Source organism: Streptomyces coerulescens (genome assembly GCF_042657965.1).
In the GTDB taxonomy this organism is placed as follows: domain Bacteria; phylum Actinomycetota; class Actinomycetes; order Streptomycetales; family Streptomycetaceae; genus Streptomyces; species Streptomyces coerulescens.
On record NZ_JBHSKM010000002.1, the window covers coordinates 346,867 to 368,769 of the forward strand.

General features: G+C 70.5%; 20 protein-coding genes. 6 read left to right on the forward strand and 14 right to left on the reverse strand.

From position 1 onward, the window contains the following. Nucleotides 1-15: 15 nt before the first annotated feature. Both ACFPQ9_RS03115 and ACFPQ9_RS03120 read right to left on the reverse strand, forming a co-directional pair. Nucleotides 16-1,275 (reverse strand): M14 family metallopeptidase, encoded by a 1,260-nt coding sequence (locus ACFPQ9_RS03115; protein WP_380846062.1) that lies wholly within the window; start codon nucleotides 1,273-1,275, stop codon nucleotides 16-18. Next, complete coding sequence (locus ACFPQ9_RS03120; RefSeq protein ID WP_380846065.1) at nucleotides 1,272-3,245, reverse strand: Xaa-Pro dipeptidyl-peptidase; 1,974 nt, start codon at nucleotides 3,243-3,245, stop codon at nucleotides 1,272-1,274. Before ACFPQ9_RS03120 ends, ACFPQ9_RS03115 begins: the two co-directional genes overlap by 4 nt. A 207-nt stretch (nucleotides 3,246-3,452) precedes the next feature. Between ACFPQ9_RS03120 and ACFPQ9_RS03125 the strand changes: the two genes are divergently transcribed. After that, on the forward strand, nucleotides 3,453-4,940 hold the full coding sequence (locus tag ACFPQ9_RS03125; protein WP_380846068.1) for a M1 family metallopeptidase: 1,488 nt from the start codon (nucleotides 3,453-3,455) through the stop codon (nucleotides 4,938-4,940). An 80-nt stretch (nucleotides 4,941-5,020) separates the two neighbouring features. On the opposite strand, the gene ACFPQ9_RS03130 is transcribed toward ACFPQ9_RS03125, so the two are convergent. From ACFPQ9_RS03130 to ACFPQ9_RS03140, 3 genes are read right to left on the reverse strand one after another with little or no spacing between them, the layout of a single operon-like run. Continuing rightward, on the reverse strand, nucleotides 5,021-5,923 hold the full coding sequence (locus tag ACFPQ9_RS03130) for a PfkB family carbohydrate kinase (protein WP_380846071.1): 903 nt from the start codon (nucleotides 5,921-5,923) through the stop codon (nucleotides 5,021-5,023). Beyond that, a complete protein-coding gene (locus tag ACFPQ9_RS03135; RefSeq protein ID WP_380846074.1) occupies nucleotides 5,920-6,444 on the reverse strand; it encodes a macro domain-containing protein in 525 nt (174 codons plus the stop codon). The genes ACFPQ9_RS03130 and ACFPQ9_RS03135 overlap by 4 nt, the downstream gene beginning before the upstream one ends. Nucleotides 6,445-6,484: 40 nt before the next feature. Beyond that, the gene (locus tag ACFPQ9_RS03140) at nucleotides 6,485-7,951 is read right to left on the reverse strand and encodes an amino acid permease (protein ID WP_380846077.1); all 1,467 of its coding nucleotides are present in this window, start codon (nucleotides 7,949-7,951) and stop codon (nucleotides 6,485-6,487) included. A 222-nt stretch (nucleotides 7,952-8,173) separates the two neighbouring features. Here ACFPQ9_RS03140 and ACFPQ9_RS03145 point away from each other — a divergent pair, with 222 nt between their 5' ends. Continuing rightward, entirely contained in the window at nucleotides 8,174-8,905 is a 732-nt protein-coding gene (locus tag ACFPQ9_RS03145) for a MerR family transcriptional regulator (protein WP_380846080.1), read from the forward strand. Nucleotides 8,906-9,072: 167 nt separating this feature from the next. Here the strand turns inward: ACFPQ9_RS03145 and ACFPQ9_RS03150 are convergent, their stop codons facing one another. The 5 genes from ACFPQ9_RS03150 to ACFPQ9_RS03170 all read right to left on the reverse strand — a co-directional run bounded on the left by ACFPQ9_RS03150 (nucleotide 9,073) and on the right by ACFPQ9_RS03170 (nucleotide 15,323). Next, nucleotides 9,073-11,247 (reverse strand): 3-hydroxyacyl-CoA dehydrogenase NAD-binding domain-containing protein, encoded by a 2,175-nt coding sequence (locus ACFPQ9_RS03150; protein WP_380846083.1) that lies wholly within the window; start codon nucleotides 11,245-11,247, stop codon nucleotides 9,073-9,075. A gap of 43 nt (nucleotides 11,248-11,290) precedes the next feature. After that, nucleotides 11,291-12,505: an acetyl-CoA C-acetyltransferase gene (locus tag ACFPQ9_RS03155; protein WP_380846086.1), complete on the reverse strand. Its 1,215-nt coding sequence runs from the start codon at nucleotides 12,503-12,505 to the stop codon at nucleotides 11,291-11,293. A gap of 21 nt (nucleotides 12,506-12,526) precedes the next feature. Beyond that, on the reverse strand, nucleotides 12,527-13,669 hold the full coding sequence (locus tag ACFPQ9_RS03160) for an acyl-CoA dehydrogenase family protein (RefSeq protein ID WP_380846089.1): 1,143 nt from the start codon (nucleotides 13,667-13,669) through the stop codon (nucleotides 12,527-12,529). Further along, entirely contained in the window at nucleotides 13,666-14,814 is a 1,149-nt protein-coding gene (locus ACFPQ9_RS03165; RefSeq protein ID WP_380846092.1) for a CaiB/BaiF CoA transferase family protein, read from the reverse strand. The genes ACFPQ9_RS03160 and ACFPQ9_RS03165 overlap by 4 nt, the downstream gene beginning before the upstream one ends. A 128-nt stretch (nucleotides 14,815-14,942) precedes the next feature. After that, nucleotides 14,943-15,323, reverse strand: a complete 381-nt coding sequence (locus ACFPQ9_RS03170) for an MmcQ/YjbR family DNA-binding protein (RefSeq protein ID WP_380846095.1) — start codon at nucleotides 15,321-15,323, stop codon at nucleotides 14,943-14,945. A gap of 91 nt (nucleotides 15,324-15,414) precedes the next feature. Between ACFPQ9_RS03170 and ACFPQ9_RS03175 the strand changes: the two genes are divergently transcribed. Beyond that, the gene (locus tag ACFPQ9_RS03175) at nucleotides 15,415-16,593 is read left to right on the forward strand and encodes a saccharopine dehydrogenase family protein (RefSeq protein ID WP_380846098.1); all 1,179 of its coding nucleotides are present in this window, start codon (nucleotides 15,415-15,417) and stop codon (nucleotides 16,591-16,593) included. A gap of 10 nt (nucleotides 16,594-16,603) precedes the next feature. On the opposite strand, the gene mmpA is transcribed toward ACFPQ9_RS03175, so the two are convergent. Both mmpA and ACFPQ9_RS03185 read right to left on the reverse strand, forming a co-directional pair. Continuing rightward, on the reverse strand, nucleotides 16,604-16,750 hold the full coding sequence (mmpA, locus tag ACFPQ9_RS03180) for a morphogenic membrane protein MmpA (RefSeq protein WP_164905106.1): 147 nt from the start codon (nucleotides 16,748-16,750) through the stop codon (nucleotides 16,604-16,606). Nucleotides 16,751-16,834: 84 nt separating this feature from the next. Then, nucleotides 16,835-17,524: an endonuclease V gene (locus ACFPQ9_RS03185; RefSeq protein WP_380846101.1), complete on the reverse strand. Its 690-nt coding sequence runs from the start codon at nucleotides 17,522-17,524 to the stop codon at nucleotides 16,835-16,837. A 41-nt stretch (nucleotides 17,525-17,565) separates the two neighbouring features. Between ACFPQ9_RS03185 and ACFPQ9_RS03190 the strand changes: the two genes are divergently transcribed. Beyond that, nucleotides 17,566-17,862 (forward strand): YciI family protein, encoded by a 297-nt coding sequence (locus ACFPQ9_RS03190; RefSeq protein ID WP_380846104.1) that lies wholly within the window; start codon nucleotides 17,566-17,568, stop codon nucleotides 17,860-17,862. A gap of 12 nt (nucleotides 17,863-17,874) precedes the next feature. On the opposite strand, the gene ACFPQ9_RS03195 is transcribed toward ACFPQ9_RS03190, so the two are convergent. Both ACFPQ9_RS03195 and ACFPQ9_RS03200 read right to left on the reverse strand, forming a co-directional pair. Then, entirely contained in the window at nucleotides 17,875-18,198 is a 324-nt protein-coding gene (locus tag ACFPQ9_RS03195) for a plasmid stabilization protein (RefSeq protein ID WP_380846107.1), read from the reverse strand. A gap of 47 nt (nucleotides 18,199-18,245) precedes the next feature. After that, nucleotides 18,246-19,349 carry a WD40/YVTN/BNR-like repeat-containing protein gene (locus ACFPQ9_RS03200; protein WP_380846110.1) on the reverse strand — a complete coding sequence of 368 codons (1,104 nt, stop codon included), beginning with the start codon at nucleotides 19,347-19,349 and terminating at the stop codon, nucleotides 18,246-18,248. A gap of 223 nt (nucleotides 19,350-19,572) precedes the next feature. Here ACFPQ9_RS03200 and ssgD point away from each other — a divergent pair, with 223 nt between their 5' ends. Both ssgD and ACFPQ9_RS03210 read left to right on the forward strand, forming a co-directional pair. After that, a complete protein-coding gene (gene ssgD, locus ACFPQ9_RS03205) occupies nucleotides 19,573-19,989 on the forward strand; it encodes a spore wall synthesis regulator SsgD (protein WP_380846113.1) in 417 nt (138 codons plus the stop codon). 287 nt (nucleotides 19,990-20,276) lie between these two features. After that, nucleotides 20,277-21,902 (forward strand): ABC-F family ATP-binding cassette domain-containing protein, encoded by a 1,626-nt coding sequence (locus tag ACFPQ9_RS03210; protein WP_380846116.1) that lies wholly within the window; start codon nucleotides 20,277-20,279, stop codon nucleotides 21,900-21,902. Nucleotide 21,903: the final 1 nt, after the last annotated feature.

Genomic DNA, 21,903 nt, shown 5'->3' on the forward strand with positions numbered 1-21,903 from the left:
GCCGATCACAGCAGCTCAGCAGTCGGTGTCGGGCTCACCGGCCGTGAGGTGATACGGGGCGCGCTCGTCGAGGAGCAGCGGGACGAGGGCGCGCAGGGACTGGCGGAGCGGGACGTAGGTGCCGCGGGTCCTCACCCCGTGCAGGGCCAGTTCGTCCTTCACCTGGGCGTACTGGTCGTCGGTGAGCCGGTAGCCGCAGGGCGGGTCCTGGATCACCTCGCTGGTCTCGTGTGGGTCGTTGTCGGCTCCGCCCACGTACACGGGCCCGGTGTCGGCGTAGCCGGTCAGGCGGGCCAGGCCCGTCGCCGCCTCGATCCGGCCGCGCCGGTCGTCGGTGAAGTCCAACAGGCCGCCCAGTGCGGCGAGTTGGGAGTGCACCCGGCGCCGGTTGTTCAGGGCCTCGTCGGCCTTCTCCGCCTCGGTGAGCGGATCGACGCGGCTCTCGATGAGCAGGCCGACGGAGTGCTTGACGCCGGACATGTTCCGCAGGATGCGTTCCTGACCGTCACCGGCGACCTGCCGGATCGGCTCGCCCGTCTCGGGGTCCGTCCAGATGCCGTACGTTCCCGTCGAGTAGCCGCCGTCGCCCGCGGCCGGGCGCACATAGGACTCGGACAGGGTCCGCGCCGCGTCGTGGACGTCGTCGTCCGTGTTGAGGTTGCGCGGCCACAGGTCGAACAGGTCCTTGTCGTAGTACGGGGGTGTGGCGCCGTACTCGTGCAGGTCGTAGATGACGTCGGGGCGCCGGTCGCGGACGACCGCGGCCATGGCACGCCCCTCGGCCGTCGCCAGTGCCAGGTGGTCACGGTTGATGTCCACCCCGTCGCTGTTGCCGCGCGTGTCGGCGGCCCGGCCGTCGGGGTTGGCGGTGGGCACGACGAGCAGGGTGGTGCGCTCCAGGAAGCGCCGGGTCTGCCGGTCCTTGGCGTAGGCCAGGTCACGGATGGTGGACAGACACGCCTCGCGGCCGGAGGGTTCGTCGCCGTGCTGGCTGCACACGAGCAGCACCTTGTTCGCCGCGGGGCGTTCGCCGATCCGTACCAGCTGCAGCGGCCTGCCCTGCTTCGTGGTCCCGATACGTTCGACGGAGACCCTCTCGCTCGCCCGGTCGACGGCGGCGAGGAAGTCCTGTTCCTCGGGCTGGCTGGTCCAGCGGGCCCCGTCCGACTGCTCGAATCCGGTGCGGGGCGGGGAGTCGGCGGCCTGGGCGGGCACCGCCACGAGGGACGCGGCGAGGGCCGCCGCGGTCAGGGTCAGGGCTCGGACGCGGTTCACCGGGCTCCCTCCGGGATGCGGTGGGTGGGGCGGGGCGCGCCCGTCACGCCGTCAAGGAGCTTGGGCGCGGGGGCGGCTGACGGCGCGTCGGCGGTGGCGCGGGCGAAGGCGCCGGCGCCACCGACCAGCGGGATACGGGCCTTGGTGCGGGGCAGGTCGAGCGTGAGGGTCGGCCTGGTCGACGGAGGGTCGATCAGGTCCTTGTCGGTGCCCGCGACGATCAGGGCCAGGCGGTGGCCGGCCGGGACGACGTGGTCGGTGGCGGCGAGGTCGAGGGTGATCGTGTACGCCTTGCCCGGGGTGAGCGGGCTGCCTTCCAGGTCGGAGGCATGGTTGCCGAGGTCGGCCCAGCCGCGGCTGACGACGGTGTGGTCGACGTCGGCGGTCTTGGCCTTCGTCTCCTTGAAGCAGGCGCTGTCGCCCGTGGTGCTCGCGCCCCAGCAGGTGCGGTCGGTGAGCGTGCTGATGCCCTCGCCGCTCGCCGCGTAGTCCCGGATGCTGTCGGGTCCGAGGTCGACCAGGACGGCGGAGAGGTGGGCCGTCGAGGTGCTCGGGGTGGCGGTGACGGTGACCTCGGAGGAGCCGGACAGACGCAGGTCGCGGGTGAGCGGGGCGGTCGTGAAGCCCGCCTTGTCCGGGGTGGACACGTCGATGTGCGTGGCCCAGTCGGTCTCGCTGTGCTGCGGGTCGTCGGTGAAGGTCTCGGTGCCCCTGCCCTTGCGCAGGCCGAGGGTGCCGACGCCCGGCTCGGTGCCCTTGGCGGGCCGCAGGGTGGCGGTGTCGGTGCCGCGCGGCGGCCAGACCTTGGAGGTGACCCACTGGTCGGGGTGGCGCTCGATGTCGGCCATCGGCTCACGGTCGACGCCGTTGTCGTAGCCGAGGAGTTCGTGGTCGAACCAGCGGTGCAGGGTTTTCACCCAGTCGGCGCGGCGGAAGTCGAAGGGGTCGACGTGGCCGGTCTGGGAGAGCCAGATCTTGCGCTCGACCCCGTTCTTGGCGAGGGCGTCCCACCACTGGCCGAGGTGCTTCATACGGACGTTGAGGTCCTGCATGCCGTGGATCGCGAAGACGCTGGCGCGCACCTTTCGGGCGTCCTTGACGTAGTCGCGCTCGCTCCACAGCGGCGTCCAGTCGCCGGTGCGCGGGGCGCCTTCGACGAGCGTCTGCTGGACGGCGGCGCACTTGGCGCGGGCGTCGGCGCTCTCGACGTAGTCGGAGAGCCAGTCGGGACCGGAGTCGTAGAGCGGGGCGCCCTGCTGGAAGTAGTAGTCGTACCAGGAGGAGATGGCGCTGATCGGGACGACGGTCTTCAGGCCCTTGACGCCGGTCGCGGCGACACCGCTGGCGATGGTGCCGTCCCAGCTCTTGCCGATCATGCCGGTACGGCCGTTGGTCCAGGTCGCCTTGGCGGTGGTGGCGCCGGTACGGGTCGTGTACGCCTTCGCGCGGCCGTTCAGCCAGTCGACGACGGCCTTCGCGGAGAGGACGTCGGAGCGGCCTCCGACATCCACGCAGCCGTCGGAGCGGTTGGTGCCGGCGAGGTCGACGCCGACGAACGCGTAGCTGCGGGGCACGAAGTAGTTGTCGTAGAACAGCGGCGCCTGGACCAGGTTGCCGCTCGCGTCGTACGTCTTCTTCTGGCTCTCGTTGCCGCGCCCACAGCAGGAGTAGTAGGGGCTGGCGTCCATGATGACGGGCACCTTGCGGCCCTCGGCGGCCGCCTCGCGGGGCCGGACGATGTCGACGGCGACCCGGTCGTGCCTGCCGTCGCGGTCGAGGTCGAGTCGGGTGTCCACCCAGACGGCCTCGCGGATGGCGTTGTCGTAGGAGTAGACGGGGGTGCTCTCCCGCGGACCGCTCGCCCCGGGCCCGGCTTGTGCCGTCGTGGGCACGAGGAACATGGCCATCAGGGCGGCCGCGGCCGCCGTCGCGAGCGTTCTCCAGATCGTGAAGCGCGTGCGTTTCGGCATGCGCGGACGGTACATCGGTCAACTCCTGTGCAGAAGAGGGCGGCTGACGTCGTATGAGGCCACGGATGGCCGATAAACACCCTTGTGGCGGATCCGCTCATGTCGGCCGAATGGCGATCGTGTGACACGGGTGGTCATGGACACGCAGGGGGCACAGGTACTCAATAGGCTCCGGACAGACTCCACCCCCTACGACTTGGAGCTTTCGTGCACCGCAGAATCATGGCGCCGGGCGCACTGGCGGCTGCCTCGCTGATGCTGGCGATCCCGGCGTCGGCGGCGAGCCTCTCCCCCGGAGCCCCGGGCATCGGCGACCCCTACTACCCGGCCTACGGCAACGGCGGCTACGACGTCTCCCACTACGACCTCCGGCTGAAGTACCAGCCGGCCACGGACGAGCTGGCGGGCACGGCGACCCTGCTGGCGAAGACCACGCAGGACCTGTCCCGGTTCAATCTGGACTTCCTGCTGGACGTCAGCGAGGTGCGGGTGAACGGCGCGAAGGCGTCGTTCGCGACCTCCGGCGAGCACGAGCTGGAGATCACGCCGAAGAAGGCGCTGGCCAAGGGCACGCCCCTCACCGTCGTCGTGCGTTACCGCGGGGTGCCGTCGACGAAGGAGGCGTACGGCTTCAACGCCTGGCTGCGCACCTCGGACGGCGGTGTCGCCGCAGGTGAGCCCGAGGGGGCCTGGTGGTGGTTCCCGAGCAACGACCACCCGCTCGACAAGGCGACCTACGACGTGTCGGTGCAGGTGCCCGACGGCACGCAGTTCATCTCCAACGGGACGCTCCAGTCGACGAGTTCACGGGCCGGCTGGACCCGCTACAACTGGCGTTCCAACAAGCCGCAGGCCACATATCTGGCCACGTTCGCGGCGGGCCGCTTCGACGTCACCACGGGGACGTCCGAGAGTGGAATTCCGGTCATCAACGCCTACAGCAAGGATCTCGGCGACCGCGCGGGGGCGGCGCGGGCGAGCATCGAGCGGACCGGGGAGATCGCCGACTGGCTGAGCGAGTACTTCGGGCCGTATCCGTACAACGCGCTCGGCGGGTATGTGCCGAACACGAACACCGGGTACGCGCTGGAGACACAGACCCGGCCGTTCTACAGCCCCTCCAACTTCGCGAACGGGTCCAACACCTCCGTCGTCGTGCATGAGTTGGCCCATCAGTGGTGGGGCGACCTGGTGTCCGTGAAGAAGTGGAAGGACATCTGGATCAACGAGGGCTTCGCGCGGTACGCGCAGTGGCTGTGGTCGGAGCGCGAGGGCGAGGGGACGGCGCAGGAGATCGCCGACTACGTGTACGCCTCGCGGTCCGCCGACGACGCGTTCTGGACGGTGAAGCCCGGGGATCCGGGGCCGGAGAACCAGTTCCACATCGCCGTCTACGACCGAGGGGCGCTGGCCCTTCAGGCGCTGCGCAACGAGATCGGGGACGACGCGTTCTTCGCGATTCTGAAGGGGTGGCCGGCCAAGTACGCCTATGGCAACGCCTCGGTGGCCGACTTCGTGCGGTACGCCGAGGAGGTGTCCGGCAAGCCGCTGGCTGCGCTGTTCGACACGTGGCTGTTCCAGCCGTCGAAGCCGGGTGCGCCTGCGGCGCGTAGTGCCTCGATCGCCAAGTCGGCCGTGGAGCAGCCGAAGTCGTGGAAGAAGATCGCCGCGACCAATGAGGTGCACGGGCACTGAGTTCGCCACCGGGGGTGCCGCGTCGGGTTGTCGGGCGGCTGCTGGTGCTCGGTGGCTTGTCGCGCAGTTCCCCGCGCCCCTTAAGGGGTTGCAGTGAGCCGGAGTAGTTCGTCCAGCCTTATTGCGGTCGTGTCCGTTGCCGGGATCGTGCAGGCGTGGGCTCCCGCGATCGTGCCGTACTGGGCGCTGCGGGCCGGGGTCTCTCGGTTGAGCCAGGCGTAGAGGAACGCGGCGGCGAAGGCATCGCCCGCGCCGTTGGAGTCCACCACCAGTGCGGGCGGCGTCGCGGCGGGTACATGGGTCAGCTCGTCGTCGGCCAGTACGTACGCACCCTTGGCGCCTGCCGTGGCCACGACCACCTCGGCCCGGCCCCGGTCGGCGATGCGGCGCATGGTGCGCTCGGGGTCGGCCAGGGCGGCGGCGGACAGGAAGACGACGTCCGCCGCGTGCGCGAACGGCTCGTGGTACGGGTTCTCGCCGTCCCAGTCGTGCAGGTCGGTGGAGAGCGTCGCGCCCGACTCGCGCAGCAGGGGCAGGGCCTCGGCGCAGGGCGGGGTGATGGCGACGTGGACGTGGCGGCTCGCCTCGGCGAGGGCACGCACCGTGGCCTCGGGGAGGCGGTCGTCGGCGTGGCCGCGGCTGGTGTCGTACAGCGAGAGTCGTCTGCCGTCGGGGCCCACGAGGTTGACGGCGCGCTTCGTGCCCGCGGGCTGCGGGATCGCTGTGAGCGCGATGCCCTTCTCGCGGTGCAGGGCACGGACCAGGTCGCCTTCGGGGTCGTCGCCGAGCAGGTCCAGGTGGTGGACCCGCAGGCCGAGGGCGGCGAGGCCCAGGACGACGAAGTCGCCGGTCTGCCCGGCGCGGGTACGGATACCTGAATCGATCATGTAGCTGTCGGCGTACGGCAGCGGCAGTTCCGGCACGTACACGATGGTGTCGACGCCCGCCCCGCCCAGCACGAGCACATCGATGTCACGACTCAACTCCGGCCCTCCCCATGGTCGTAGACCGTCACGGCGATCCCCCGCCGAACCAGCCGATCGGCGATCAGCGGCTCGACCCGGGACCACTTGCCGCCGGCCAACCCGCACCCTATCCGGGGCATGTGGACAGACGCGCCGAGGTCGGCGGCCTTCTGGGCCAGGCTCTCCAGGGCGGCGTCGATCGCCTCGTAGCGGACGGGAACGCCCTTGCTGCCCATGGGGGTCCCCCCGCGCGAGCGAATTCGAGCGTGGGGGATGATGCCGCGCTGTCCGACCATGTTGGCCACCCAGACGTACGGCTCGACCTGGACGAGTTGCACCGCGCCCAAGCCGAAGTCGTTCGACGAGCGCTCGCGGTGCCAGGCCCGGTAGGACTTCTCCGGCTCCGGCCAGCGGCGCGATATGGCGAGGACGAAGCCCTTCCCCCATCCCCCGATGTCGTTGCAGACATGGGCGATCACCTTGACGCCCTTCACCGACGGAACGGTGGCGTCACCCCGGACGTAAGTGATCTCCGACATGACGCCACCGTAGAGGCCGCCACTGACAACGGCCTCGGGATTACTTCGTGAGCTCGGCCAGCTCCTGGTCCTCCGTGCGGTCGACGCGGCGACGGACGGCGTACCAGCCGCCGACCAGCATCACGGCGATCACCGGGATGAGGAGCAGGGTCTTGCGGCCGACCTCGGGGTCGTTCCACATCATGCCGAGGCAGGCGAGCAGGAAGACGACCGTGGCGATCTCGGTGACCGGGCTGCCCGGGAGACGGAACGAGGGGCGCTCCACCAATCCCGCCTTGGCCCGGCGGACGAAGATCAGGTGGCAGACCATGATGATCACCCAGGTCGAGATGATACCGAGGGAAGCGACGTTCAGCACGATCTCGAAGGCCTGGCTGGGCATGAGGAAGTTCAGGCCGACGCCGAGCACGCACACCGCGCAGGTGAGCAGGATGCCGCCGTAGGGCACCTGGCTGCGGTTCATCCGGGCCGTGAACTTCGGGGCCGAGCCGGCCATCGCCATGGAGCGCAGGATGCGGCCCGTGGAGTAGAGGCCGGAGTTGAGGGAGGACATGGCGGCCGTGAGGACCACCAGGTTCATCACGTCACCGGCCGCGGGGACGCCGATCTTCGACAGGACCGTGACGAAGGGGCTCTCGTCGGCGGAGTAGACCGAGCCGGGGAGGAGCAGCGCGAGCAGGACGACCGAGCCGACGTAGAACAGGCCGACCCGCCACATGATCGAGTTCACCGCGCGCGGGACGATCTTCTCCGGCTCCGCGGTCTCACCCGCGGCGACGCCGACCAGCTCCAGTGCGGCGTACGCGAAGATCACGCCCTGCATGACCAGGACGACGGGCATCAGGCCGTGCGGGAAGACGCCGCCGTTGTCGGAGATCACGCTCAGACCGGGCGTCGTGCCGCCCACCTCGTGCTGAGTGGCGAGCAGGAAGATGCCGACGAACATGAAGCCGACAAGCGTGGCGACCTTGATGATCGCGAACCAGAACTCCATCTCGCCGAAGATCTTCACCGAGATCAGGTTCACCGCCAGCACGACCGCCAGCGCGATCAGGGCCAGTAGCCACTGCGGGATGTCGGTGAACAGGCTCCAGTAGTGCGTGTAGAGCGCGATCGCGGTGATGTCGGCGATGCCGGTGGTCGACCAGTTCAGGAAGTACATCCAGCCGGCGACGTAGGCGCCCTTCTCCCCGAGGAACTCACGCGCGTACGACACGAACGAGCCGGACGAGGGGCGGTAGAGCACGAGCTCGCCGAGGGCCCTGACCACGAAGAAGGCGAAGATGCCGCAGACCAGGTAGGCGATCGCCAGCGCCGGGCCCGCGTTGTGGAGGCGACCGCCGGCGCCGAGGAAGAGGCCGGTGCCGATGGCCCCGCCGATGGCGATCATGTTGACGTGGCGGGCCTTGAGGTCCTTGCTGTAACCGGCGTCGCCCGCGTCCGCGGGCACCTGGGCCGCGTCGGTGCGGGATGCGGCCACTGCCGTGTTCACGGCGTCCTTGCTCACGGGTGGTACCAATCTCTGGTGCGCCCGAGCGGGTCGCGCTCGGGTGTCCGGACGAACGTATGGCCTGCGCCCTTCCGTAAAAGGCACAGACCAAGGGCTCACCTTCCCCCACCGAGCGCACCTCATGCGGTGGCGCACGTCACAGAGCGTTACTTCTCACACGGTCGTCCCGATGGTCCCGGCAGGTGTCACAGCAGTGGTGAGACAGCGATACTGCTGCACATGACGACCGGCACCGAGGAACCGACCCAGCCCACCCTCACGATCGACGAACTGGCCGCGCGCGCCGGGATGACGGTCCGCACGGTGCGGTTCTACGGCACCAAGGGTCTGCTGCCGCCCCCGGTGATCGGTCCGCGCAGAGTGGGCCACTACGGGCGCGAGCATCTGGCCCGGCTGGCGCTCATCGAGGAGCTTCAGCAGCAGGGCATGACGCTGGCGGCGATCGAGCGGTATCTCCAGCAGCTGCCACCGGACCTGGACGCCCACGACCTCGCCCTGCACCGGTCCGTGGTGGCCTCCTGGGCGCCGGAGACCGTGGAGACGGTGTCGCGGAAGGAGCTGGTGCGGCGGGCCGGACGCGATCTGGACGACGACGACCTGGAGCGGCTGGCCGCGATGGGTGTGCTCGAGGCCGGTCAGGGTGACGGTGACTACCGTGTCGACCTGGGGCTGCTGCGGCTCGGCGTCGGGCTGCTGGACGTACCGCTCTCCCAGGACGCGATCCTCGCCTCGCGCGCGGTCCTCATCGAGCACTCGCGGGCCGCGGCGCACGAGTTGTCGCGGCTCTTCCGCGACGAGGTGTCGGAACGCACCGCGCAGGACGTGAAGTCGCTGTCCGCCTATATGCAACCCGTGGTCGTGCAGGCCCTGTTGACGACCTTTCAGCGATCCCTGCGCGAGGAGCTGCGGCAGTGGCTGGGCGGCGACTCGGAGAAACGCGGATCCGCCTGACACGTGCAGCGTCTGCCCGGTGAGGAAACCGCTGCGGGGCGGAATCCCATGGGGGCTCCTCGGGGAAGGGGACCGGTGCGGGAGGACGGTTCGTCCGCCGGCTTGGGTGCCCCGTTCCCCGGGAGCAAGGTCGGCGTATCGCTCAGCGGTATGCGGCGATCGCGGTGTCAGTCGCCGAAGGTCTCCCCCTTCTCGGCCTTCTCCACCAGCAGGGCGGGCGGCGTGAACCGCTCTCCGTACGTCTGGGCCAGCTCACGCGCGCGTGCCGTGAAGCCGGCGACTCCACCCTCGTAGCCGTTGATGTACTGCAGGACACCGCCCGTCCAGCCGGGGAAGCCGATGCCGAAGATGGAGCCGATGTTGGCGTCGGCGACGGAGGTGAGCACTCCCTCCTCCAGCAGCCGGACCGTGTCCAGGGCCTCGGAGAAGAGCATGCGTTCCTGCATGTCCCGGAAGGGGATCCGAGCGCCGTCGCGGGTGAAGTGCTCGCGCAGGCCCGGCCACAGGGCGGCCCGCTTGCCGTTCTCGTCGTAGTCGTAGAAGCCGGCTCCGCCGCTGCGCCCGGGGCGCTCGAACTCGTCGACCATGCGGTCGATGACGGCCTCGGCGGGGTGCGCGGTCCAGGTGCCGCCCGACTCCTCCACGGCCCGCTTGGACTCGTTGCGGATCTTGCGGGGCAGCGTGAGCGTCAGTTCGTCCATCAGGGACAGGACCTTGGCGGGGTAGCCGACCTGGGCCGCCGCCTGCTCGACGGACGCGGGCTCGATGCCCTCGCCGACCATCGCCACGCCCTCGTTGATGAAGTGGCCGATGACCCGGGAGGTGAAGAAGCCGCGGGAGTCGTTGACGACGATCGGCGTCTTGTTGATCTGCCGGACCAGGTCGAACGCGCGGGCCAGCGCCTCGTCGCCGGTCCGCTCGCCCTTGATGATCTCGACGAGCGGCATCTTGTCGACGGGTGAGAAGAAGTGGAGTCCGATGAAGTCCGCCTGGCGCTCGACGCCTTCGGCGAGGACGGTGATCGGCAGCGTCGAGGTGTTGGAGCACAGCAGCGCGTCCGGCTCGACGATCCCCTGGATCTCCTGGAAGACCTTGTGCTTGAGCTCCGGGTTCTCGAAGACGGCCTCGATGACCGCGTCGCAGCCGGCCACGTCCTGCGGGTCGCCGGTGGGCGTGATGCGGGCGAGCAGCGCGTCGGCCTTCTCCTGCGTCGTACGGCCCCGTGAGACCGCCTTGGCGCACAGCTTCTCCGAGTACCCCTTGCCCTTGACCGCGGCTTCCGGCGACACGTCCTTCAGGACGACGTCGATGCCCGCGCGGGCGCAGGAGTAGGCGATGCCGGCGCCCATCATCCCGGCGCCCAGGACGGCGACCTTGCGGACCTTGCGGGGCTCGATGCCCTTGGGCCGGTTGGCGCCGGAGTTGACGGCCTGGAGGTCGAAGAAGAACGCCTGGATCATGTTCTTGGAGGTCTGGCCCGCCGCCAGTTCCACGAAGTAGCGCGCCTCGATGACCTGCGCGGTCTCGAAGTCGACCTGGGAGCCCTCGACGGCCGCCGCGAGGATGTTGCGCGGGGCGGGGTAGGGCGCGCCGCCCGTCTGCTTGCGCAGATTGGCCGGGAAGGCGGGGAGGTTCGCCGCGAACTTGGGGTTGGCGGGCGTGCCGCCGGGGATGCGGTAGCCCGGCTTGTCCCAGGGCTGCTGCGACTCGGGGTGGGCCTCGATGAACGCGCGGGCCTTGGCGAGCAGTTCGTCCTGCGTGGTGGCCACGTCGTCGATCAGGCCGTTCTGCAGGGCGCGCTGCGGGTTGTACTGGGTGCCCTGGAGGAGGACCTTCAGCAGGGCGTCGGCGATGCCGAGCAGCCGGACGGTGCGGACCACGCCCCCTCCGCCGGGCAGCAGGCCGAGGGTGACCTCGGGGCAGCCGATCTTGGAGCCGGGCGCGTCGAGGGCGATGCGGTGGTGGCAGGCGAGGGCGATCTCGTAGCCGCCGCCCAGGGCCGCGCCGTTCAGCGCGGCGACGACCGGCTTGCCCAGGGTCTCGATTCGGCGCAGCTGGCGCTTGATCGCCATGCCGCCCTCGAAGAGGTCCTGTGCGGTCTCGGGGGTGACCCTGATGAGGTCGCGCAGGTCGCCGCCGGCGAAGAAGGTCTTCTTGGCGGAGGTGATGATGACACCGCGGATGGTGTCCTTCTCCGCCTCCAGGCGGTCCACGATGACGGCGAGGGAGTCGCGGAACGCCTGGTTCATCGTGTTCGCGGACTGGTTGGGGTCGTCCAGGACGAGGGTGACGACACCCTCGCGGTCCTGCTCCCAGCGGATGGTGGTGGATTCAGTGCTCATGAGGAAGTGCTCCGTGTGATCCGTCGTATCCGTCGGGAGGGGGTCAGATGCGCTCGACGATGGTGGCGATGCCCATGCCGCCGCCGACGCAGAGCGTGGCCAGGCCGTACCGCTTGTCCTGGCGCTCCAGTTCGTCGACGAGCGAGCCGAGGATCATGGCGCCGGTCGCGCCGAGCGGGTGGCCGAGGGCGATGGCGCCGCCGTTGACGTTGACCTTGTCCAGGGAAAGTCCCATGTCCTTGACGAAGCGCAGAACGACCGCCGCGAACGCCTCGTTGATCTCGACGAGGTCGATGTCGTCGATGGTCAGGCCCGCCTTCTTCAGGGCCTTGCGGGTGGCGGGCGCGGGGCCGGTGAGCATGATGGTGGGCTCGGAGCCGGAGACGGCGGCGGAGACGATCCGCGCGCGCGGCGTGAGGCCGCCTCGCTCGCCGACCTCCTTGTTGCCGATGGCGACCAGCGAGGCGCCGTCGACGATGCCGGAGGAGTTGCCCGCGTGGTGGACGTGGTCGATCTTCTCGACCCAGTGGTACTTCTGCAGCGCGACGGCGTCGAAGCCGCCGAGGTCACCGATGTCCGCGAAGGACGCCTTCAGCTTGGCGAGGGAGTCGGCGGTGGTGCCGGGGCGCATGTGCTCGTCGTGGTCGAGGACGACCAGGCCGCTGCGGTCCTTCACCGGGACGACGGAACGGTCGAAGCGGCCCTCCTTCCAGGCAGTGGCCGCCCGCTCCTGGGAGAGCGCCGCGTACTCGTCGACGTCACGGCGGGAGAAGCCCTCGATGGTGGCGATGAGGTCGGCGCCGATGCCCTGCGGCACGAAGTTGACGGAGAGGTTGGTCATCGGGTCGTTGAACCAGGCGCCGCCGTCGGAGGCCATCGGCACCCGGGACATGGACTCGACGCCACCCGCGAGGACGAGGTCCTCGAAGCCCGAACGGACCTTGGCGGCGGCCATGTTGACGGCCTCCAGACCGGAGGCACAGAAGCGGTTCTCCTGGACGCCCGCGACCGTGTCCGGCAGTCCGGCCGCGATGGCGGCGATACGGGCGATGTCGGAGCCCTGGTCGCCGACCGGGCCGACGACGCCGAGCACGATGTCGTCGATGTCCGCCGGGTCCAGGCCGGGGAAGCGGTCGCGGATCTCGTGGATGAGTCCTACGACCAGGTCGATGGGCTTGGTGCCGTGCAAGGAGCCGTTCGCCTTGCCGCGGCCGCGCGGGGTGCGGATCGCGTCGTACACATACGCTTCGGTGCTCACTGGAAAGCCTTTCAACGAGGGTTAGCCGAGCAGGGAACGACCGATGATCTCCTTCATGATCTCGGTCGTCCCGCCGTAGATGGTCTGGATGCGGCCGTCGGTGAAGGCCCGGGCGACGGGGTACTCGCTCATGTAGCCGTAGCCGCCGTGCAGTTGCAGACAGCGGTCGGCGACGCGCTTCTGGAGCTCGGTCGCCCACCACTTGGCCATGGAGGCGTGGACGGCGTCGAGCTCGCCGTTCGCGTGGTCCTCGATGCAGCGGTCGAGGAAGGTGCGGGTGACGGCGCACTCGGTGGCCATCTCGGCCACCTCGAAGCGGATGTGCTGCTTGGTCGCCAGCGGCCGGCCGAACGCCTCGCGTTCCTTGACGTAGTCGGTGGTGATCTCCAGCAGGTGCTCGGCGGCGGCGATCGCGGCGACGGCGATGCTCAGGCGCTCCTGCGCGAGGTTCGTCATCAGGTGTACGAAGGCGCCGTTGAGGTCGCCCAGGAGGTTCTCCTTCGGCACCCGGACGTCGTTGAAGAACAACTCTGCCGTGTCCTGCGACTTCTGGCCGATCTTGTCGAGGTTGCGGCCGCGTTCGAAGCCTTCCATGCCCCGTTCGACGACGAGCAGCGAAAGTCCGTGCGCACCGCCCTCGGGTGTCGTCTTCGCGACGACGATCACCAGGTCGGCGAGGATGCCGTTGGAGATGAACGTCTTGGAGCCGCTGAGCACCCAGTGGTCGCCGCGGTCCTCGGCGTGGGTGCGGATGCCCTGGAGGTCGGAGCCGGCGCCGGGTTCGGTCATGGCGATGGCGGTGATGATCGAGCCGTCGCAGAAGCCGGGCAGCCAGCGCCGTTTCTGTTCCTCGGTGGCCAGGGAGGTCAGGTACGGGCCGATGATGTCGTTGTGCAGGCCGAGGGCGAGGCCCGGGGCGCCCGCGCGGGTGAACTCCTCGGCGAGGACCGCGCTGTAGCGGAAGTCGTCGGTGCCGCCGCCTCCGTACTCCTCGGGGACGGCGAAGCCGAGCAGGCCCTGCTTGCCGGCCGCGCGCCAGGCGTCGCGGGAGACGATGCCGTCCTTCTCCCACTGCTCGTAGTGCGGCAGCACCTCCCGGTCCAGGAAGCTGCGCACGGTCGCGCGGAACGCGTCGTGCTCGGGGGCGAAGATCTGCCGCTTCATTCGAGGCCCTTCGTGGGTTCCTGGTGCTTCAGAAGGTCGGGTACGTCCCAGTCGCGCGCCACGTCCGCGGTGTCCGCGCCGGGCTGGGCCGGGCCCGTCCGGACGGCCGTCGGGGTCGCGGAGAAGCGGGGCGCCGGGGCGGGCTGGGTGATGCCGTCGTGGTCGGTGAAGGTGCCGCGGGCGGCGAGGTGGGGATGGTGCGGGGCCTCGCGCAGGGACAGGACGGGGGCGACGCAGGCGTCGGAGCCTTCGAAGACGGCCGTCCACTCGTCCCTCGTACGGGACTTGAAGCGGGCGGCGACCGCGTCGCGCAGCTCGCTCCAGCGGGACCAGTCCTTGCGGGCTTCGGCGAAGTCCGCGACGCCGAGGAGGTGGAGGAACTCGTCGTAGAACTGGGGTTCCAGGGCGCCGACCGCCATGTACCGGCCGTCGGCGGTCTCGTAGGTGCCGTAGTACGGGCAGCCGCCGTCCAGGAGGTTGGCGCCGCGCCGGTCCTGCCAGCCGCCGGCCGCGAGCATGCCGTGGATCATCGCGGAGAGGTGGGAGGTGCCGTCGACGATCGCGGCGTCCACGACCTGTCCGGCGCCGGTGGCGCGGGCGTGGTGCAGCGCGGCGAGGACGCCGACGACGAGGTAGAGGGAGCCGCCCGCGTAGTCGCCGACGAGGTTGGCGGGGACGGCGGGTGGTTCGTCGGGGTTGCCGATCATGCCGAGGGTGCCGGTGACGGCGATGTACGCGATGTCGTGGCCGGCGCGCTGGGCGAGGGGCCCGTCCTGGCCCCAGCCGGTCATCCGGCCGTAGACCAGGGCGGGGTTGCGGGCGTGGCAGTCCTCGGGGCCGACGCCGAGGCGCTCGGCGACCCCGGGGCGGTAGCCCTCGATGAGGATGTCGGCGCGGGCGGCGAGGTCCAGGACGCGCGCGGGGCCGTCGGGGGACTTCAGGTCGACGATCACCGAGCGCTTGTTGCGGTTGGTGATGTCGCACTCGGTGTCGATGGCCAGCCCGGTGCCGCCGGGCCGGTCGACGCGGACGACGTCGGCGCCGAGGTCGGCGAGGAGCATCGCGGCGAACGGGCCCGGCCCGATGCCGGCCAGCTCGACCACGCGCACGCCGGTGAGCGGGCCCTGTCCTGGCGTCGTCGCCATCCTGCCCCCAGGGGTTTGACACTACTGCTGTAACACCAGCGATGCTAAGAAAGTGTCCCGGCGGACACAAGAGCAAGCGCTTAGGAAGTTACCCGCCGGAAGCCTGGCCGCGAAGCCACCCCGCGCAATCAGCGCGCGTCGAGCTCCGCTATCAGCCGCTTCGGCGCGATGGTGCGGTAGCTCTCCTCCACCCAGTCGCACAGCAGTTCCGCGGCCGGGGCGCCCTTCTGCTCCAGCGGGATGCTGACCCAGCCGGCCTTGCCCAGGCCGTAGCCGGCGGGCTCCGCGCCCGGGCAGGTCAGGGCGTGGGCGTGGGCCGCCTCGTCCTTGAGCTTCACGGTGACGCCCATCGGATAGCCGCCGTCGGAGACGCCGAGGAACACGAACACCTTCTTGTTGACCTTCGCGACCGTCTCGCCCCAGGGGAACTCCTCGACGGCGCCGGGCATGCCGAGCGCGAACTCACGCACTTTTTCCCACTTCTTCAGGGCAGACCTGGACACGGCCACCGCATACCTCCGGGCTCGTCGTCGGGCTCCGCACACCTCACGCTAGCCTCGGCCACCGACAACGGCGCGTGGTGCGGGACCGAGGGGTGTCATGAGCAGGCTGAGCAGGACGGATCGTCCGTACGACATCGTGCTCTTCGGAGCGACGGGCTTCGTCGGGGTACTCACCGCGGAGTACCTCGCGGAGAACGCGCCCGAGGGCCTGCGCTGGGCGATCGCCGGGCGCAGCGCCGAGAAGCTGGAGCGGCTGCGCGACTCGCTGCCGGGCGGTGAGGGGGTCGGGGTGCTGGAGGCGGACGTCGCCGATCCGGCCTCGATGCGCCGGCTCGCCGAGCACGCACGCGTGGTGGCCTCGACGGTGGGCCCCTACGTGAAGTACGGCGAGGATCTCGTCGCCGCCTGCGCGGACACCGGCGCCGACTATCTCGACCTCTGCGGTGAGCCGGAGTTCGTGGACCTGACGTACGTCCGGCACGACGCACGCGCGCGTGAGACGGGGGCGCGGCTGGTGCACGCCTGTGGCTTCGACTCGATCCCGCACGACCTGGGCGCGTACTTCACCGTGCAGCAACTGCCGCAGGACGTGCCGCTCGCGGTGGACGGGTTCGTGACGGTCGACGCCACCTTCTCGGGCGGTACGTTCGCCTCGGCGCTCAACCAGTTCGCTCGCGGGCGCCAGATGATCGCCGCGGCTCGTGACCGGGCCCGGCACGAGCCGCGGCTGATGGGGCGCCGGGCGCTGGCGCCGACGGGGGTGCCCCGGTTCGTGGGGGAGGTCGGGGCCTGGGCGCTGCCGCTGCCGACGATCGACCCGCAGATCGTGCAGCGCTCCGCGCGCGGCCTCGACCGCTACGGCCCCGACTTCCGCTACCGCCACTACGCCGCCGTACGGCACCTTCCGGTCGCGGTCGGCGGGATCGCGGCGATGGGCGCGCTCTTTTCTGCCGCCCAGCTGCCGCCGGCCCGGCGCTGGTTGTCCGACCGGCTCAAGCCCGGCGAGGGACCGGATCCGGAGAAGCGCGCCAAGAGCTGGTTCTCGGTCCGCTTCGTCGGCGAGGGCGGCGGCCTGCGCGTCTTCACCGAGGTCTCCGGAGGCGACCCCGGCTACGGCGAGACGGCGAAGATGTTCGCCGAGTCGGCCCTCTGCCTCGCCTTCGACGACCTGCCGCCGACAGCCGGCCAGGTCACCACGGCGGTCGCGATGGGCAACACCCTGATCGAACGCCTGCGCACGGCAGGCATCACCTTCAGAGTGGCCGCCACCCGCTGACCCCCGAGCCCTACAGCGGCCACCCCGCGATGGTGTAGATCATCCCGACGATCCACCCCAGCCCGGCCAACGTGGCCAACACCAGAGCAGCCGTCACGGCACGCTCAACGGGACGGTCGGGGTCGGCGAGGGGCTTCGGGGAGCGGTGCGTCGTCATGGGGTTCAGCCTGCCGATCGGGACGGGCGCCGGCATCCGTACGGGTACTCAGTCCCGGTACTCAGATCGTGCGGTGCCGCCCCGTCAGAGGGCCGCCTCCTTCAGTGCCTCGCGGCACAGCGAGTCCGCTCTGCGGGTCGTCTCCGGCAGGCGGTACTCGGGGGTCAACGCCAGTGTGTGGGCGCAGGCGTTCTCCAGGGTCACCCGGTGGCCCACCGAGACGAAGACCGGTTTGACCTTGTCACGGGTGCGTAGGGCTCGGCCGAGTTCCTCGTCGGCCGCCAGGAGGGGCGTCCAGGAGCCGCGGGGCGTGGCCGGGGCGTCGTAGGTGAAGGTGAACGGGTTCTTGGCGACGCCGATCGTGGGCAGGTCGGTGAGGACGCCGAGGTGGCTGGCGAGGCCGAAGCGGCGGGGGTGGGCTCGACCGTAGCCGTCGCAGACGACCAGGCCGGGCGGGCAGGGCAGGGCGTCGAGGGCGGCCAGCACCGTGGGGATCTCGCGGAAGGCGAGCAGGCCGGGGACGTAGGGGAACGAGATCCGGCCCACGGCCGTGGCCTCGGCGACGACGTCGAGGGTCGCCGCGTCGAGGACGACCGCCGCCGCCGCGACCACGTCGTGCTCGTCGTCGTAGGCCACGTCCACGCCGGTCACGTGTCCGGAACCGGGCGCCGGCCCCGGCTCGTCGAGCACCACCCGCGCCCGCAGCTCGTCCTGGACGGCGCGGGCCTCCTCCTCGGTCGCGGGCCAGCCCGCCGGAATACGTACGGTCGTCATGGTGGGCACGAGCGTACGGGCCCGGTTGTAGGCTCGCGATCATGTTCGTGATGGAGCTGGAATACACCGCACCGATCGAGGCCGTCGACGCCGTACTGGAGGCGCACAGGGCGTGGCTCGACGAGCACTACGAGAAGGGGATCTTCCTCGCGTCCGGGCGCAAGAACCCCCGCGACGGTGGGGTGATCCTCGCCGTCGCACCCGACCGCGCGCGGATCGAGGAGCTCGCCGCGACCGACCCGTTCGTCGGCGCCGGGGTGTGCGTCTACCGCATCACCGAGTTCGTCGCCACGAAGACCGCGCCGGCGCTGGAGCAGTACCGCGAGACCCTCGACTGAGGGACGGAGCCGTCACTTCCCCAGTGCCCGCTTGAGCTGGCCCTTGTTCATGTCCGAACGCCCGTGGATATTGCGTTGCTTGGCCTCCTCGTACAGCTGGTCGTAGGTGGGACCCTGCGAGCCCTTCCCGGACCGCTGCCCGCCGCGCCTGCCGGAGGACATGTCCTCGGTGGACGTACGGCTCGCGGTCCTCGACTCGCCGGACCGGGCGCGTTCCTTGTTCACCGTCCGCGCGGCGATCTCCTCGGCGCGCGAGGTGCTCTCGCCACGGTCCTGGGCGCTCTTCTTGATGTGCTCGTACTGGCGTTCCCGCTTCGAGTTCGAACCGGCCGGCATGGGGGTCACTCCTTTCGCCGTCGGCGTCCGAGTACCCACATTCCGGATCAGCTCTCCAGCCGCGCGACCCGCCCCTTCTCCCCCGCGGCCCAGCAGCCCAGGTCGGGTGTGCAGTCCACGGTGTCGTACGAGCCGCCGTCCACGGTCCGCCAGGTCCGGCCGCCGTCGGTCGTCAGGTCAGTGCCGGTGGGACCGACCGCGAGGGCGGCGCGTCGGCTGTGCGGCAGCCAGGCCACGCCGGAGCGGTAGGCGGGCACCGGCGTCACGGCGGGCCGCCAGTCGGCGCCCCCGTCGCCGGTACGGGCCGCGGCCTGCACGGATGCCTGGTCGGGGCGGTAGTCGCCGCCGACCGCGAGGCCGTGCGTGCGGTCGCGGAAGGCGAGCCCGAAGACACCGCGGGCCGGGTCACCCGCCGGGATCGGCGTGTCGGCGGCCGTCCACGTCAGCCCCCGGTCGGCGGAGTGCAGCACACGCGCGCGTGCCGCCCCGCCGGTGGCGAGCCAGACGTCCTTCGGCCCGGAGGAGACCAGACACTGCCCGCTCGCCGCGAACCCGGCCTCCCCCTCCTGCGCGGCGGGCATCCCGTCGTTCGGGAGCACCTTCCAGGTACGGCCGCCGTCGCCGGTCGACAGAAGCCGGAACCGGCCGTCGACCGGGTCGCTCATCGCCAGGCCGTGACGGCGGTCGAAGAAGGTGAGGCAGTCGTAGAAGGCCCGCGGGTCGGTGTTGCGGAAGGACTCGGTCCAGGTCGCGCCGCCGTCGTCCGTGCGGTACACCCGGGACGCCTCGCCCTCCCCGATGGCCAGCGCCACGGCCCGCCGCGCGTCGAACGCCTCGATGTCCCGGAACTGGAGGTCGGCCGCGCCGGGCGGCGAGACGTTCCGCCAGCTCGCGCCGCCGTCGGTGGTGCGCAGCACGGTGCCCGCGGTCCCGGCCAGCCACGCCGTGTGCCGGCTCACCGCGGACAGGCCGCGGTAGCGCACCTCGGGCGTTCCGCTGTCCTTGAGCTCCCAGTGCGGCGCGTGCCGCCGCGGCTCGTGCGCCTGCGCCGGTCCGGCGGTCAGCGCGGCGAGGGCCGCCCCGCACGCCACCCCCGCGGCCACTGTCCGAAACGTACGCCCCACCGGTCGCGTGCTCCCCGAACGCCTCATGGCGGGCGAAGCTAGTCGACCGCCCCGTCGCCGTCCAGATGGCCACACCGGCCACAGCCGACCTTCCGGTCACGCGAGGACGAAGGACCCACTCCCGTGCATGAAGGCGGTGACAGAGGTCACTCGGCATCGGGGTGCACGGATTCGCCGATTCCGTCGTCTCTATCTATGCCCGGTCTCGTCCACCCGGATGTTCGTCCAGCCGTCACAAGGGAGCAAGGCGTTGTCCACCGTAATCGAGCAGCCCGTTGAGGCCCGTCTCGTCGCCGCCGCGCCGCGGATGCCGAGCATTCCAGCCACTTTGCACTACGACCGGCGCGACCCGTTCGCCGTCCGTATGACCTTCCCCGCCCCGGCCACCCTGGAGGGTGTCGAGGTCTGCTGGACCTTCAGCCGGGAGCTGCTGGTGGCCGGCCTGGAAGGCCCCGAGGGCCACGGCGACGTCCGGGTGCGGCCGTACGGCTTCGACCGGACCGTCCTGGAGTTCCACGCCCCCGAGGGCACCGCGGTCGTGCACATCCGCAGCGGTGAGGTGCGCCGCTTCCTCAAGTCGACGAGCGACCTGGTGCCGCTCGGCCTGGAGCACCTCCAGCTCGACCTGGACCGCGACCTGGCGGAACTGATGCGGGACGCGTGCTGAGCCACCTCCCCGATTAATCACGTTGACACCGTCGGAGCTCCCTCCTACGGTGTAAAAGGTCCTGTTGCCGTCGATTGGAGAAGGACGTTGCTCGTCTGAGGTCTGAGACACCGCGTCACACCTGAAGTGTGTGTACGCCGCGTGCGACCTCGGCGTTCGAGCCGTCCAGCCGTCTCCACGGAACAGGGCTTTTCTCATGCCCAGGGCTTCTCACCGCCTGCTGGTCGCCGGTGTCTCGATACGCGTTTGCCCCCTTGATCACTGCGAGCAACCGCGGAGGCGCCCTTATGCCTACTTCCATCAGCTGTACCTCCCTCTCCTTCGCCTGGCCCGACGGCACCGCCGTCTTCGACGGCCTGGACGTCGCGTTCGGTCCCGGCCGGACCGGGCTCGTCGGCGTCAACGGATCGGGAAAATCGACCCTGTTGAAGCTCGTCGCCGGTGAGCTCACCCCGGCCGACGGAGTCGTGCGCGTCGCGGGCGAGGTCGGCTGTCTCCCGCAGAACGTCACGCTCGACACCGCGTTGAGGGTCGACGAGGCCCTCGGTATCGCCGCCAAGCGGGCCGCGCTGCACGCCATCGAGGCGGGCGACGTGGCCGAGGAGCACTTCGAGACCATCGGCGACGACTGGGACGTGGAGGAGCGCGCGATCGCCACGCTGGGCGAACTCGGGCTCGGTCACGTCGAGTTGGACCGCACGATCGGTGAGGTGTCGGGCGGCGAGTCGGTGCTGCTGCGGCTGGCCGCGCTGCTGCTGCGCCGCCCGGACGTCCTGCTGCTCGACGAGCCCACCAACAACCTCGACCTGTACGCCCGCAGGCGGCTGTACGCGGCCGTCGAGTCCTGGCCGGGGGTGATGGTGGTGGTCAGTCACGACCGTGAACTCCTGGACCTGGTCGACCAGATCGCCGATCTGCGCTCCGGGGAGATCACCTGGTACGGCGGCAACTACTCGGCGTACGAGGAGGCACTCGCCACCGAACAGGAGGCAGCCGAGCGCATGGTGCGGGTCGCCGAGGCCGACCTGAAGAAGCAGAAGCGCGAACTGGTCGATGCCCAGGTCAAGTTGGCCCGCCGCAAGCGGTACGGCCAGAAGATGTGGGATCAGAAGCGCGAGCCGAAGATCGTCATGGGTGCGCGCAAGCGGGCGGCGCAGGAGTCCGCCGGCAAGCACCGGATCATGCACGAGGAGAAGCTCGCCGAGGCCAAGGAACGGCTCGACGACGCGGTGGACGCCGTACGGGACGACGACGAGATCCGCGTCGACCTGCCGTACACGGCGGTACCGCCGGGCCGTGGCGTGCTCACGCTGCGCGACCTGGAGCTCGTGTACGGGGCGCGCGTGGCCGGTGGGTTCGATCTGCACGGTCCGGAGCGGATCGCGCTGATCGGGCGCAACGGCTCGGGCAAGACGACGCTGCTGCGGACGATCGCCGGTGAGCTGGCGCCGGTGGCGGGCGAGGCGACGGCGCATGTTCCACTCCGTTTCCTGCCTCAGCGGCTGGACGTCCTTGACGGTGAGCTGACGGTCGCCGAGAACGTGGCCCGGTTCGCGCCGGGCGCCACGAACAACCGGATCCGGGCGCGGCTTGCCCGCTTCCTGTTCCGGGGTGCCCGCGCCGACCAGCGGGCGTCGACGCTCTCGGGCGGCGAGCGCTTCCGTGCGGCCCTGGCCGCGCTGATGCTGGCCGAGCCCGCGCCGCAGCTGCTGATGCTGGACGAGCCGACGAACAACCTGGACATGGCGAGCGTGCGGCAGCTCACCACGGCCCTGGAGTCCTACGAGGGGGCGCTGATCGTGGCCAGCCACGACCTGCCGTTCCTGGAGTCGATCGGCATCACGCGCTGGCTGATGGTGGAGGACGGAGAACTGAAAGAAATCACGCCAGAAGCTGTCGGGTATCCCGCCTAGC

What these genes read in the sequence shown, in the direction of transcription:
- ACFPQ9_RS03210 (WP_380846116.1), top strand. Translation starts at nt 20,277, where the DNA reads ATGCCTACTTCCATCAGCTGTACCTCCCTCTCCTTCGCCTGGCCCGAC.
- ACFPQ9_RS03145 (WP_380846080.1), top strand. Translation starts at nt 8,174, where the DNA reads ATGACGACCGGCACCGAGGAACCGACCCAGCCCACCCTCACGATCGAC.
- ACFPQ9_RS03190 (WP_380846104.1), top strand. Translation starts at nt 17,566, where the DNA reads ATGTTCGTGATGGAGCTGGAATACACCGCACCGATCGAGGCCGTCGAC.
- ACFPQ9_RS03200 (WP_380846110.1), bottom strand. Translation starts at nt 19,349, where the DNA reads ATGAGGCGTTCGGGGAGCACGCGACCGGTGGGGCGTACGTTTCGGACA.
- ACFPQ9_RS03185 (WP_380846101.1), bottom strand. Translation starts at nt 17,524, where the DNA reads ATGACGACCGTACGTATTCCGGCGGGCTGGCCCGCGACCGAGGAGGAG.
- ACFPQ9_RS03195 (WP_380846107.1), bottom strand. Translation starts at nt 18,198, where the DNA reads ATGCCGGCCGGTTCGAACTCGAAGCGGGAACGCCAGTACGAGCACATC.
- ACFPQ9_RS03165 (WP_380846092.1), bottom strand. Translation starts at nt 14,814, where the DNA reads ATGGCGACGACGCCAGGACAGGGCCCGCTCACCGGCGTGCGCGTGGTC.
- mmpA (WP_164905106.1), bottom strand. Translation starts at nt 16,750, where the DNA reads ATGACGACGCACCGCTCCCCGAAGCCCCTCGCCGACCCCGACCGTCCC.
- ACFPQ9_RS03120 (WP_380846065.1), bottom strand. Translation starts at nt 3,245, where the DNA reads ATGCCGAAACGCACGCGCTTCACGATCTGGAGAACGCTCGCGACGGCG.
- ACFPQ9_RS03135 (WP_380846074.1), bottom strand. Translation starts at nt 6,444, where the DNA reads ATGTCGGAGATCACTTACGTCCGGGGTGACGCCACCGTTCCGTCGGTG.
- ACFPQ9_RS03160 (WP_380846089.1), bottom strand. Translation starts at nt 13,669, where the DNA reads ATGAAGCGGCAGATCTTCGCCCCCGAGCACGACGCGTTCCGCGCGACC.
- ACFPQ9_RS03150 (WP_380846083.1), bottom strand. Translation starts at nt 11,247, where the DNA reads ATGAGCACTGAATCCACCACCATCCGCTGGGAGCAGGACCGCGAGGGT.
- ACFPQ9_RS03175 (WP_380846098.1), top strand. Translation starts at nt 15,415, where the DNA reads ATGAGCAGGCTGAGCAGGACGGATCGTCCGTACGACATCGTGCTCTTC.